We start from the raw sequence: 12,792 nt of genomic DNA, 5'->3' as shown, positions 1-12,792 counted from the left end.
CGAACTGGCTCCACGTTTGCGGATAGTCCTGGCCGGCAACGGGCGTACGCTGGGCTTCGCTCATTCCGCCATCATGGCTCAGGTGGAGCTAGATGGATAGCCCTTGTTTTTATACAGTCCTCTCGGGAGGCGACAATGGAGCATCTGGTCAGGGTCCATCACGAAAAGGACCGTCAAACGCTCGAATGGCTGCGCCGGCACGTCAGCGACGCAGCCCTTGCTGCCGCCGTTGCACGATGCACGGGATCGGGCAAACCGTACCTATCCGCGGTCTGCCGACAACTGGGCGTCAAGACTCCCGAGTTTCGTTTGCCGCAGCGGCAGAACCCGAGTGCGGTGGCGGAACAATCCCTGGCGGCTATCCGCCACATCCTCGCCGCGCGCACCGCGTCGACCGTCGTGAGCCCGGTCGTTTGACGCCAGCAGTTACTGCGCTCCGCGTGGCGGGACCGGGCTATCAATCGAAGGCACAGTGGGTGATGGACGGCGATAAGGTTGTCGGGTAGTTCGGGCGCGGTGTCGTTGACTCGCGGCCTGCCGGTAGCGCGCAGTTCGCGTTGATTCCGGATGCCTTGAAGGACGGGAACTTGCTGGTCCAGCAATGTCAGGTTCGAACCGCTCTGCCGGGATAAAGCGTGAGCCTGGCACGGGGAGAACCGGGCAATGGACGCGTAGGCGGCCGAATTCTGCAGACACTGTCTGCAAAATCTCCGGCACTTCGCCCGTTCGGTGCTGGACGCGAGGCGAAAGTCCTTATGCCTCATCACCCGGATCAACCAGCTCGATCCGGAACTGCCACCCTTCGAACGCCATCAGCATCCTCCCAAAGTCGGTCCAGTCGACCCGCCTGCCGTCAATGACCACACACGGCATGCGGCCGTCGTCGTTCCCGTCCCATTCAATTCGTCCACGGACCGTCGTTCCGGCTAACTCGAGGCGGTCGGAGCGCTCGACCAGGTGCCTGACGGCCAGACAGCGCTTGATCTTCTGTACCAGCTCACCCAGGAGCTCGAATGGATCCGACTGCGGATCGCCGAGAAGCTGGAAACGGAAACCTGCACCGTCCTCCTCGTGGATGCCGGGCTCGAACGCCTCCAGTGAACGCTGGTCGCCGAACAGGAAGCTGCGAAAATGGAACTCGTGTACGACGCCATCCGCATCTGCCAGACGCATGGGCGTGAACTGCGGATGCTCGAAGGCGCGAATCTCCGCAAGATGCGCCATCCCGGTGTTGAAACAGCGGCTACAGAGCAACCGGAAGGGGCCATCCGGCGAAGCGACGCTGACAACATCGTGCGGTGGCGTAACCGCTCCGCACCGGTCACAGGTGCAATCGGTCATCAGCGCTCCTTCGGGTGCTTTCAGATGGGAACCATTGTCGCATCACTAATGGCGTGATGTTCGCTCAAGAGTGCCCTCCCCTGCCGTCTAGCAATCAGACGATGAAGTCACTCACGAATTGCACCGGAGTCCACGTCTTTCAATCAATAATTTACGATAACAAATTGAATAATTAAACAAATAAGATTATGTTAAATGGTCAGGGCGAATGACAAAAAACTGACAGCCGTGTCGGCTTTGGCAACCAGACAAGGAGAATATAAGACGGCGCTGCACTGGCCATTGCGCGCGGCGAGTGCGAACGAAACCAGAAGCCACGTCCTGGTCATCTCCGTCGAGGAGCAAAGCGTCGAGGCGAGGCTAGCCGACCACCACCATAATCTAGGAGTGTCCGACCGGTGGCATCACAAAGAGGCGCTCGTCCCACACCACGGGTTGCGGCTCGGTCACGGCAATCCGCGTCGCGTCGGGGTGTGCCGGATTGACCAGCACGTTGAACTCTGCACGGACGACGACGGAAGGTACGATCAGGAGCGCGGTACGCGACTCGGTCAGCCAGGCGTCGCCGAACTCCCTTGCCGCCTGCAGTGCTGGCGCATCCCATCCCCCCGGCAACGATTCGGCCGAATGGCGTTCGACGCGAATATCGTCGGGAACCGCTGCTTCAACCCATCCGTGTGTCTTCGGTACCTTGCCGATGCGCGCATGAACAAGAACCTCGAGCATCGCACCGGCGAAGGTCGACGCGGCGTAGATGACCGGTCGCCCCGGGCTATTGAAGCGACCGCCCACCAGCATCGCGCCGGTGCCACTCCACACCGTGTGTCGAGTATCGGCGATTCGAAACAACTTCACGCCGGCAACCCATAAAACAGTTTCCAGAGCAGCTCTTCGACCCGGCGCGCGCCGAGCTCGGTCAACGCAACATCGAGCGGCGCCCGCCCTTCGAGCTCCGGATGCGGCGTCGACAGGAATTCCCGCGTGTCCTCTCCGTCGTTCCAGACATAGGCCGTCGTCGCGACGATCCTGGCCAGCCGCTCAGTCTTTTCCGATTCGTCTGGCGTCAGCCGATCGCGACGCCGCTTATAGGTCGCTTCGGGGATGATGCGGGCAAGTAGCGCACGCCGGGCGTCGGCACCCTGCGTCGCATGTTCGACGCCCGCGCGCAGTGCGGACTTGGGCAGGCCGTCGCGGACAAGTGCCTCGAGTTCCGCGAGCGTGTGCGGGACCTGCCGCAGTTCCATGACCGCGGCCACTGCTTCAGGCGTAATCAGTGACATGCGACTCCCGACCAAAGTATCAGTTGATACCTAATCATAGCGCAATTGATACCGTCCGCAAACCCATCTTCAATCTAGCGGGCTCCAGCGGGGAGACTGTCGAGGCGGCCACCTCGATATCGTCCGTGCCTGCGAGAATCGCCCACATAGCATGACGGCGCGTTACCGCCTACAGAAGTCTTTCATACGCGAAACGCTCAAGCAATTAACCATCCGCTGGTGACAGGATGTCGCACCGGGCACGCGGATAAACCGTTTATAGTGCACTGCACAAGCCCGTGCGATCAGTAGGTGCGATCCGACGGTCGTGTTATAGCGCACTGCACAAAAACCCCGTTCGATCGGCAAGTGCGATCCGACGACCGCGTCCGGCGTTGCCGGGTTGCGGACAGACATGCCGCTGAAGGTGATTCGACACGCCTGTCAGCTTCGCCGAGTAACTGTCTACACCATCAAAATGAGGTCCCTGTGAAATACCTTACCCGCATCGCCGCGTCTGGAGTACTCATGGTCGTCGCTCTCGGTATCGTCACCTTCGCCCAGATCAATTTCGCGCCGCAATCCGCAGACAACAACCCGCTCGCGCGGATCGTCCTGAACGTCGAGTCGCAACTGAACGGCTGAGTGACTCCACCGCTGTATGTAGCCCGCACCCCGCAGGCAAAGAAAAACCCGCCAGGCTCCGAAGAGAACTGGCGGGTTTGAGCTCTGATTTCGGATTCACATACCAGGCGACGATAACGGAGTTGACGCCTGCTCAGGCTCCTCCAGCGACCAGTCAGCCTCCATGTCCACGGCATCCAACACCTTGGGCAGGTCACCAATCGTCAATTCGAGACGCTTCATCGTGGCCTCGTGAGACAGGCTACCTTCCCCTTCGACGTTTCGATCATCAGAAACTTGAAGAGCGTGTCGCCACACTGATCCAGCGCAAGCCAGCCCTTCCCGCCCTGCGCAAATTGTCACCGCGCAACCTGAAGGCATGGCCGAATCCAGAATTTGTGCAGCAGCCTCCTGCACAAATTTGAATCTTTTTTTGCTTGGAAAACATAGGATTGCGAATTAAAAATCGATCATTCGCTTTATGTTAAATCGCGATTTTGTGCTTGCCTGTGCCCGCTGGACATGACCTGTTTTCGATGCGGGGACGTGCGCAACCTGATCCGTTATGGGGGCATGCGGCCGGATCGCGACTGGCTTCAATTCGGATTACGCGCTGAGCTTACCGTAAGTTCAAGAATGTAAAGAACGCGATGGCGCCATCGCGCCTGTAATGAAAGCAAAGACGCCCAGCAAGTTGATCGTACAAAGTTTTGGGTGGGCCAGACCGTGGGGCGCATGCGCCAGATGATGGGGCTTGGCTTGAAGAAGGTGGACCAGATGTTCGTGTTGAACATGGCGGCCTACAACCTCGTGCGCATGCGATCGCTGGCACAAATCCGTCCTATAGTGGCTGGAAAAGGCGGCAATGAGGCCAGAAGTCGGCCTCACACCGCTTAAAATAGTTGATTCGCGTTGAAATTGCACAATGCGAAAGATCTGGCATTGGCGGGCGCGTAAATCGAGGAAGACCGCTTCCGTCGGGGGTGTATTTCCGCAACCTGTTAAGCCTCGTCGGTTCGTGGGCGATACTGCTTATGGCACAGATCCGATGTTGGCCTGGTCGAAGAGCGGGATGTTGCCAGCCGAACTGCCACCACCACGCAATACCGGTGCTCAAGCTGTAAGCGCAAGAAGATGGAGACGCCCTTTGCGCACCTCAAGCCCACCCTGAAAATTGTTGTCAGTAATGGGGCAGACAGACCATCTGAGCTTATGCGACAGACGACCCTTCCCGGACTCCGTGGTGCTGTCGGTGATCTTTTTCGAAGACCACTCCCTGTGGCGCGCCACAATCCGCTATTGGTGCAAAGGCAAGCTCACGGGCTTCGGACGCGCTGACTCCGAAACCTTGCAGCAGCGCAAACATTGACTGCTCCGTGTAGTCCTCCGGCGCCTCGCCGGAGAGCAAGGTTTCAATGCCATACATGATGGCGCCAAGCGCGATGTCGCGCGCGACGGAGACATGCCCCACATGGATTCGACCCGCATCCATCGCCAGTTGCAGGTCGCGTGTCAGATATTCGTCCAGTAATCGACCGCGCGACCCGCGCCGTGTACCCACGCGGGTAATGAACGCCCCCCATAGCGGATAACGGGCAGCCATCGTCATGTACAGCCGTGATCCGACAACCACCCGTCTGGCCGGATCCTTTTCGTCGAGTACCAGCGGATCGATGACTTCAAGCACCTGGTCACTGCTCTCGCCGGCCACTGCAGCCAGCAGTTCAGCGGTGGTCCTGAAATAGTTGTAGAAGGTGCCCCGAGCGACGCCTGCGGCCGCAATGAAGTCATCGATTATCGGCGCATCGGGTCCTTTTTCTGCGAAGACGGCAAGCGCGCTTTCGATCAGACGATTGCGGGTTTTTTCCCGTCGCAAGGCACCGACGCGGCTCTGGTAATGCTCTGGTGACGCTTTCATTGGTTGCTCATCCTTCGACCCGACCACACTGCGATTGTACGGGTTTGTCCTATTTCCATTCTAATTGACGTTTTGGTCAAAACGATTAATATTCGTTCTGACGGATTTGTCAAAACAAGGTGAGCCCGGCGGCCGCCTCCACTAAATGTCAGGAGAAACACATGCGACTGGTGAGTTTTGAGCAGGATGGCAAGCCCACTCTGGGTATTCGCGAGGGCGAACAGGTACGGGTGATCGGCGACGAAACCCTGGAATCGCTACTGGCACGTGGCGTCGATCTCGTCGAGTTCGCGAGCCGGAGCGCCACGCAGGAACGCGTCTCTTTGACGGACATAAAGTTTCTCCCGCCGCTCTCGCGGCCGCCCAAGATTATTTGCGTCGGCCTGAACTTCGCGGACCACACGTCCGAAAGCCAATACGCGCAACCGGATTACCCCACCCTGTTCTTCCGCGTCGCGACGAGCCTGATCGCACACGGGCAGCCGATGATCCGCCCGGCAGTTGCCGATTCGGCGGGCCTGGATTACGAAGGGGAAATCGCCGTGGTCATCGGCAAAGGTGGACGGCACATCGGCAAGGAGGAAGCGCTGTCGCACGTCGCGGGCTACGCGCTGTTCAATGACGGCTCGGTGCGCGAGTACCAGTTCAAGACCCCGCAGTGGACTGTTGGCAAGAACTTCGATGGCACCGGTGCATTCGGCCCGGACCTCGTCACGGCCGACGAACTGCCGCCCGGCATCAAGGGCCTGCGGCTCGAAACCCGCCTGAACGGAGAGGTCGTGCAGTCCGCGAGCACGGACGAGATGGTTTTCGATGTTGCCAGCCTGATCAGCATCATCAGCGAGGCAATCACGCTTGAAGCGGGCGACGTCATTGTTTCGGGTACGCCGTCGGGGATTGGCTGGGCCCGGACGCCGAAGCTGTTGATGAAAGCGGGTGATGTTTGCGAAGTGAGCGTGGAAAAGATCGGCACCCTCCGGAATGTGATCGCAGACGAAGCCGCCCGGTGATTGCCAGCGACAGGTGATGCACAGCCCGCTATCCGAGCGGGCGCATCGAAAAATGATGGAGACAGCAATGACCGCCAACCCGGAAGCTTTCACGCGCGCCAGCGTGCATTCGATTGATCATTTCGCGCTGAACGTCCCATCGCTCGACGAGGCGGAGCGCTTCTACCGCAGCTTCGGTCTTCGCGTTGAGAAGTCCGCCGGCCACCAGCAGGAGCTGGCGTTATATGCGGAGGACGGCCATCGCTGGGCCCGCATCCTGCCCGCAGAGCGTAAATCCCTGGCGTATCTGTCGTTCAACTGCTTCGCCGCCGACTTCGATGCGCTTCATTCCCGGATCGCTGCGGCCGGTGCGAATATCGTCATCGGTGAAGACCTGGACGGCGTCTGGTTCCGAGATCCGGACGGCAATCTCGTGCAGGTCAAGGTCGGGCCGAAGACGAGCCCTTCGTCCAAGACACAAAACGTCGTCTCCGGCAGTCCCGCCGACGAACGCGGGTCGCATACGCGATCCGAATCGACGGTCGTCCATCCCCGCCGGCTCTCGCACGTTCTCCTGTTCACGCCGGACGTGCTGCGCGCGCTCGACTTCTATGACAAGGCGCTCGGCCTCAGGCTATCCGACAAGTCAAAGGACATCATCGCCTTCACCCATGCGCCGCATGGCAGCGACCATCACCTGGTCGCGTTCGCCAGGAGCCACGCGCGCGGCTGGCATCACGCGGCCTGGGACGTGGACGACGTGAATGCGGTTGGCGCAGGCGCCTCGCAAATGGCCGCCGCGGGCTATGTGAAAGGATGGGGTACGGGCCGCCACGTGCTGGGTTCGAACTACTTTCACTACGTCGAAGATCCGTGGGGTTCGTTCTGCGAATACTCGGCCGACATCGATTTTGTCTCCGCCGGTCATCCCTGGCCGGCCGGCGATTTCCCGCCCGAGGATTCGCTTTATCTGTGGGGCCCCGCTGTTCCCGAAAACTTCATCCGCAACACCGAGGCGCCCGCGTAGCGGCTCAAGACTCCGGCCGAAAGGCTAACCGATTTCTCAACCAGAAGCGGGTTTGATGGCAGCCGGCATACACGGCGCCAGGGGACGACTCGCTCGTTCGAAGGTGAACATCATGGCTGACCAGAACATTCTCGACGTCGTCATTATCGGCTACGGCCCCGTTGGACAATCGCTCTCGATATTGCTGGGCGAGCGCGGCTACAGCGTTGCGGTCTACGACCGCTGGCCGTCTCTTTACCCATTGCCGCGCGCGGTATTCCACGATCACGAGATCCGGCGCGTGTTCCACGCAATGGGTATTGGCAAGGAAGTGGAGGCGCTGTCTCAGCCTTCCGCCACCTACCAGTGGTTCAACGCCGACTGGAAGACGCTGGTCGAAATCGACTGGTCATCCGAGTCCATCAGCGACGGGCCTGTCGGCTACCTGTTCAACCAGCCGTCGCTCGAGGCGCTCCTCGACAGCAAAGCGAAGTCGATCCCGACGATCTCCGTCAATCAGGGATGGGAGGCCGTCGATCTGCGCGAGTGCGACGACTATTGCGAAGTGACGCTTCGACGTGGAGCCATGAAAGAGAACGTCTGGATTCCTACGGGTGAGACTCGCACGGTGAAAGCGCGCTATGTCGTTGGTGCAGACGGCGCCAACAGCTTCGTCCGAAAATCCCTTGGCATCACGTTCGAGGATCTCGGATTTCAGGAAGACTGGCTCGTCATTGACCTGAAGCCGAACGAGGGCGTGCAACTCGACGTGCCGGACATCGGCCAGTGGTGCAACCCTGAACGCCCCACCACCATGGTTCCGGGCGGCCCCGGCTACCGCCGCTGGGAGTTCATGCGTCTGCCGCGCGAAACGCGGGAGGAGATGCAGCAGCCCGAAAAAGTGTGGCAGCTCCTCTCGCCCTGGGTGGGACCGGATCAGGCAACGCTCGTCCGCTACGCGCTCTATACGTTCCGCTCGCTTCTCGCGGAACAGTGGCGCAAGGGACGCGTCGTGATCGCCGGCGACGCCGCGCACCAGATGCCCCCTTTCATGGGACAGGGCATGTGCTCCGGCCTTCGGGATGCCTGGAACCTCGCATGGCGCTTCGACCTCATTCTCAAAGGTATCGCGTCGCCGGCGCTTCTCGATGGCTATACGCCCGAGCGCAAGCCCCAGGTCCGCGCCGTGATCGACGCGTCGATTGCCATGGGGAAGGTCGTATGCATTTCCGATCCCGAGGAGGCGGCGCTGCGTGACTCGGCTTACCTCTCAGGAAACGTGCCGCCCCTGCCGCCTTTCCCGGGGATCACCGACGGCCTGATTCATGCGGACCAGAACCCGGCGCACGGCGGCCTCGCGGGACAGTTGAGCGTCCACGGTCGGGTGCAAAACGCCGGCGAGACGATGCGGTATGACGAGGCGGTTCCCAACGGATTTCACGTCATCGCGCTCGACGCAGACCCAGACCAGTATCTTGACGACGCCGCCCGGGCACTGCTCGTCCAAATCGGCGCTCAGACGATTGGCATCACGCGCGATCAGTCACGACTTGTTGCCGACCGCGTCCTGTATGACGTGAGTGGAAAGTACCAGGCGTTCTTCGAGGAACACCGTGCAAGAGTCCTGATCGTTCGCCCAGACTACTACGTATATGGCGCGTGTGCCGCGTATGAGGACATTTCCGCCATGTTGGCGACGCTCGCCTCGGGGCTGCAACGCCGGGATGGCATCACGGACACGCTCAATCAGCACGGGGAAGTAGCAGCCTAGCCGGACGAGCGGGCAGACGCGCGAGCATCTGGCGTCTGCCCGGCACGAAACCACGGTTCATCTCCAGGCCCCAAGATCATCCCATTCTATTAGGAATGCAGAATGAGAAAGACCCTGATATGTGTTGTGTCGACGTTCGCCCTCGCCTCTGCGGCTCACGCTCAAAGCAGCGTGACGCTTTTCGGGTTGCTCGACGTCGGCTTGAGCTTTGTATCGAACGAAAATGGTAGCCATAACTTCAAGGCCGATGACTCCATCTGGACACCCAGTCTTTGGGGTATCCGGGGCGTGGAGGATCTGGGCGGCGGGTACAAGACGGTATTTGAGCTTGCCTCGCAGTTCTCGGTCAACTCTGGCGCCGGCATTCCTGGCCCCAACGCTGACTTTAACCGTGAGGCTTTTGTCGGCCTCGAAAAGGAAGGGATCGGACGCGTTAGTTTCGGCCAGCAGTATAACCTCATGGGCGACTTCCTTTTTTTCCCTCCCGGTCGTTTCGACGGATCGTTCATGTATGGCGGCCTGTACAACATGCGACAGGGCCCATTCTCTGCACTGGGTATCCCCAATAACCCCACAGGTTCGTTTGACTTCGACCAGACAGGCGGCACGTCACGTATCTCCAATTCGGTGAAGATCATCAGTGCAACGATCGGCGGGCTTCGCCTTGGCGCGTTGTACGGATTTGGCAACACGGCTGGGTCTCTTTCTGCCAACAACACGGTCGGTTTCGGCGTGCATTACGCCATCGGCGGGTTTGGGATAGGTGCTGCCTACAACGAGACGCGGTACGCATCCCTGAACAATGGCCACGACGGCATCCGCAATTTCGGGGGTGGTATCAGCCAGCCGATAGGCGATCTTTATCTCAACGCACTCTATACCAATACGAAGAACACGCTAACTGGCGGAGTGGTTCAGGCCATCCAGGCCGGTGGCCTCTATTCCCTGACCCCGTTCTGGCGCATTGGTGCCAACTACCAGTACATGAAAGGCAACGCTCAACTGGAGGACAACCATGCCCAGCAGGTGACCGCCGCCGTCCAGTATTCGCTTTCGAAACGCACCGTGGTGTATGCCGAAGGGGTCTTCCAGTGGACTGGGGGCGATGTTCCGGGCGGACATAACGCCTGGATAAACGGCGTCGGTCAGTCGAGCAGCGATCATCAGATTATCGGACGCCTCGGTCTGCAAACGGCGTTCTAGCCAATCAGTGGTTATTTTCGCCAGAGGCCCTCTCGTAACGAGCCTCACATCAGGAGACTTGGATGAACCGCAACCTTAACTCACACTGGGACACGGCGTATGAATGGAAAGCTGTGCTACTGCTTTCCCTCGGCTTTGGCCTGGTTGGCATTGATCGCTTCATGATCATGCCGCTCTTCCCGGTAATGATGAAAGACCTGAGGCTCGACTATCAGGACCTCGGACATATCACCGGCGCACTGTCGGTGGCGTGGGGATTCTCTGCGATGTTCATGGGGAACCTGTCGGACCGGATCGGGCACCGGAAGGTCATCATGCCTGCCATCGTCATGTTTTCGCTCCTCGCAGGATTGAGTGGCCTCGCGACTGGCGTCGGGACGCTAATCCTCATTCGTGCTGTCATGGGCCTTGCAGAAGGCGCCTACACGCCCGCAAGCATCGTTGCAACGCTCGATGCTTCGAAACCCAGTCGCCATGGTCGCAATATCGGCATCCAGCAAATGGCACTTCCGCTATTCGGCCTGGGCATCGCCCCAATTCTTGTCACCCAGTTGCTGAAGGTGATGCCGTGGCATCTGATCTTTGCAATTGTCTCGATTCCGGGTCTTGTGGTGGCTGCACTGCTATGGAAGGTGCTGCGCAATACCAGGGTCACCACCGCCGCCGAACATACGATGACGCATGACGCCGCCGAGCACAAGTGGAGTGACGTTCTCCGGTATCGAAATATTCCGCTTAACATTGTTGGCATGCTTTGCTGGCTGACATGCCTGGTTGTGCTGAGCGCCTTGTTTCCGAGCTATCTAGTAGACTACCTGCATCTCGATATACAGCAGATGGGCTACGTCCTCTCTGCGATCGGCTTCGGCGGCATGCTCGGGACGATTACGATGCCGACTCTCTCGGACAAGCTGGGCCGCAAGCCAGTCATGATCCTGTCAGTAATCGGTGCCACAATTTTCCTGACTTTGCTGGCCAGAACCGGAGCCAATCCGACGGCGCTGTTCTTCTATCTGATGCTGACCCTGCTTTTCGTGTTCAGCATGATCACACTGACCGTCGGGCCGTTGAGCGCGGAGTCTGTGCCGGCGAAGCTGATGTCCACCGCGTCGGGACTGGTCGTGGGTGTCGGTGAAGTATTCGGCGGTGGCATTGCTCCTGCCATCGCGGGCTATGTGGCCAAGCATTTCGGAATCCAGTACATCATGTGGCTCGGTTTCATCGCGCTCGCAATTGGGTTCGTTGTTGCACTGAGTCTCAAGGAGACCGCGCCGTCCCGCATGCCGCGTCCGACGACAGATGCAATCGGCGCAGCATGAGGCGAGCCCCACTCCCCCGTCAGGGGGTATCAATAAAACAGACGCGGATGCGGATCGTCGCGTTCGCAATCACACAGATCATACGATCTGCGCTCTGTGAAAGCACGAGTCGAATTCAGGTTTGATCGCCTTGAGCATGGATCTGGATGGTGGCACGTGAAAATGGCACTTGGGAGGGCTGGCTATGCGGTTGTGGTGCAATTCCGAAGCGTCGGTCTGTTAGCCTTGAGCTTTTGACGATCACGAGCCAATGAGCAAGCTGAAAGATCTGGAGTGGTTGTTCAACGGCCGTCATTTCGACCGCGAAGTCATCGTCCTTTGCGTACGCTGGTATCTGCGCTACAAGCTCAGTCTGCGCGATCTTGTCGAGATCATGGCCGAACGCGGCCTGTCGCTGGCCCACACGACGATCCTGCGTTGGGTGAAGCGCTACACGCCGGAGTTCGTCAAACGCTGGAACCCGTCCCAGCACTTCTGGTATCGCCTTATCGAGCGCCGCGCGGCTCTGGCCCATCACCTCACCGTACTCCGTCAACAGTCCGCGCAGATTATTGATCTGCATCGTGCGAAATTTGATGAGCTGCTGGCGCATCCGGTGCAGTGCCAACATTGCCTGCTGCGTCTCGGTCTTCAAAGCGACCGGCTTGCCGGGTTGCTGAACGGCGAGCCATATCGCCCGTGCGTCCGCAGCGTCATTTTTTTTGCGAATGTTAGACGCCTTCGCAAACTCCGCCGGTATCAACCTTACCTCGGGGCCCATCTTTACAAGCTGCCGGGCCCAGTGGTGCGCGCCGCCGCATGCCTCCATTCCAATGAGGCAAGGGGTGCGGTTTGCGAAATGCTCGAGGAACTGCGCTCGCTTGATTGGCTTGTTCACGATCTCGCCGGTAGCCTGATCTACGTAATGCACCTGAAACACGTTTTTGGCGATATCCACACCCACAGCCGTGCAATTCATGCCGGATCCTCCGGTTTGCCTAGGAAGACCTCTATGATCATCCAGTTTTGGTACTCTGATGCCGTCGGCCCGTGAGGCCCCAACATTCTTCGCTGCCACCGTCACGGGTGGGACGCGTTCATTTCATTCAGACAGGGAGGGCGATTGGCAAAGTACTCGAGAAATAACGCTCTCTTGACGGGTTTGTTCACAATCTCGCCGCTGCCCGCGTCGACCCAATGAACCTGCATCACGCTCTTCGCAATATCTAGGTTGTGGTGCAAACTGAGTAGGCAGGCGAAGTAACGCTCTTTTTTCGGACCCCTCAACGAGCCGAAAGAACCGCCATCCAGACCGACGGCGAAGTGGTATCTTTGAGGTGCACGCGGGTGAGATCGAACTGGTCTTTGCGAATGCGATGCATC

General features: G+C 59.3%; 11 protein-coding genes and 4 pseudogenes. 8 read left to right on the top strand and 7 right to left on the bottom strand.

The window, feature by feature from the left end; all coding sequences use genetic code 11:
• Positions 1 to 135 precede the first annotated feature (135 nt).
• The gene (locus tag HV773_RS35990) at positions 136 to 417 is read left to right on the top strand and encodes a CppA family protein (protein ID WP_175198486.1); all 282 of its coding nucleotides are present in this window, start codon (positions 136 to 138) and stop codon (positions 415 to 417) included.
• Positions 418 to 753: 336 nt separating this feature from the next.
• On the opposite strand, the gene HV773_RS35985 is transcribed toward HV773_RS35990, so the two are convergent.
• The 4 genes from HV773_RS35985 to HV773_RS37350 form a co-directional block, all read right to left on the bottom strand.
• Positions 754 to 1,341, bottom strand: a complete 588-nt coding sequence (locus HV773_RS35985) for a DUF7713 domain-containing protein (RefSeq protein ID WP_175198485.1) — start codon at positions 1,339 to 1,341, stop codon at positions 754 to 756.
• 381 nt (positions 1,342 to 1,722) lie between these two features.
• Positions 1,723 to 2,196 (bottom strand): RES family NAD+ phosphorylase, encoded by a 474-nt coding sequence (locus HV773_RS35980; RefSeq protein ID WP_175198484.1) that lies wholly within the window; start codon positions 2,194 to 2,196, stop codon positions 1,723 to 1,725.
• On the bottom strand, positions 2,193 to 2,621 hold the full coding sequence (locus tag HV773_RS35975) for an antitoxin Xre/MbcA/ParS toxin-binding domain-containing protein (protein WP_175198483.1): 429 nt from the start codon (positions 2,619 to 2,621) through the stop codon (positions 2,193 to 2,195). Before HV773_RS35975 ends, HV773_RS35980 begins: the two co-directional genes overlap by 4 nt.
• A 720-nt stretch (positions 2,622 to 3,341) precedes the next feature.
• Positions 3,342 to 3,467, bottom strand: coding sequence for a hypothetical protein (locus HV773_RS37350; RefSeq protein ID WP_255221872.1), 126 nt, complete (start codon positions 3,465 to 3,467; stop codon positions 3,342 to 3,344).
• Positions 3,468 to 3,915: 448 nt separating this feature from the next.
• Here HV773_RS37350 and HV773_RS35970 point away from each other — a divergent pair.
• Positions 3,916 to 4,121, top strand: a pseudogene (locus HV773_RS35970) (hypothetical protein); the annotation flags it as partial.
• A gap of 313 nt (positions 4,122 to 4,434) precedes the next feature.
• On the opposite strand, the gene HV773_RS35965 reads toward HV773_RS35970, so the two are convergent.
• Positions 4,435 to 5,142, bottom strand: a complete 708-nt coding sequence (locus HV773_RS35965; RefSeq protein WP_175198482.1) for a TetR/AcrR family transcriptional regulator — start codon at positions 5,140 to 5,142, stop codon at positions 4,435 to 4,437.
• 161 nt (positions 5,143 to 5,303) lie between these two features.
• Between HV773_RS35965 and HV773_RS35960 the strand changes: the two genes are divergently transcribed.
• The 6 genes and pseudogenes from HV773_RS35960 to HV773_RS35935 all read left to right on the top strand — a co-directional run.
• Positions 5,304 to 6,152 (top strand): fumarylacetoacetate hydrolase family protein, encoded by an 849-nt coding sequence (locus HV773_RS35960; protein WP_175198481.1) that lies wholly within the window; start codon positions 5,304 to 5,306, stop codon positions 6,150 to 6,152.
• 67 nt (positions 6,153 to 6,219) lie between these two features.
• Positions 6,220 to 7,158: a VOC family protein gene (locus tag HV773_RS35955; RefSeq protein ID WP_175198487.1), complete on the top strand. Its 939-nt coding sequence runs from the start codon at positions 6,220 to 6,222 to the stop codon at positions 7,156 to 7,158.
• 112 nt (positions 7,159 to 7,270) lie between these two features.
• The gene (mhpA, locus tag HV773_RS35950) at positions 7,271 to 8,908 is read left to right on the top strand and encodes a bifunctional 3-(3-hydroxy-phenyl)propionate/3-hydroxycinnamic acid hydroxylase MhpA (protein WP_175198480.1); all 1,638 of its coding nucleotides are present in this window, start codon (positions 7,271 to 7,273) and stop codon (positions 8,906 to 8,908) included.
• Between the two features lie 102 nt (positions 8,909 to 9,010).
• On the top strand, positions 9,011 to 10,111 hold the full coding sequence (locus HV773_RS35945; protein WP_175198479.1) for a porin: 1,101 nt from the start codon (positions 9,011 to 9,013) through the stop codon (positions 10,109 to 10,111).
• A 62-nt stretch (positions 10,112 to 10,173) separates the two neighbouring features.
• Positions 10,174 to 11,430, top strand: a complete 1,257-nt coding sequence (locus tag HV773_RS35940; protein WP_175198478.1) for an MFS transporter — start codon at positions 10,174 to 10,176, stop codon at positions 11,428 to 11,430.
• A gap of 250 nt (positions 11,431 to 11,680) precedes the next feature.
• Positions 11,681 to 11,884 (top strand): annotated as a pseudogene (locus tag HV773_RS35935) (IS6 family transposase); the annotation flags it as partial.
• 3 nt (positions 11,885 to 11,887) lie between these two features.
• Here HV773_RS35935 and HV773_RS35930 read toward each other — a convergent pair.
• Together HV773_RS35930 and HV773_RS35925 are read right to left on the bottom strand one after the other, a co-directional pair.
• Positions 11,888 to 12,388 (bottom strand): annotated as a pseudogene (locus tag HV773_RS35930) (IS110 family RNA-guided transposase); the annotation flags it as partial.
• Between the two features lie 113 nt (positions 12,389 to 12,501).
• Positions 12,502 to 12,618, bottom strand: a pseudogene (locus HV773_RS35925) (IS110 family transposase); the annotation flags it as partial.
• Between the last annotated feature and the right edge of the window lie 174 nt (positions 12,619 to 12,792).

Origin of the sequence: Paraburkholderia caffeinitolerans (assembly GCF_902859945.1) — a bacterium.
Taxonomy (GTDB): Bacteria; Pseudomonadota; Gammaproteobacteria; order Burkholderiales; family Burkholderiaceae; genus Paraburkholderia; species Paraburkholderia caffeinitolerans.
This window is presented reverse-complemented; position numbering and strand designations above follow the sequence as displayed.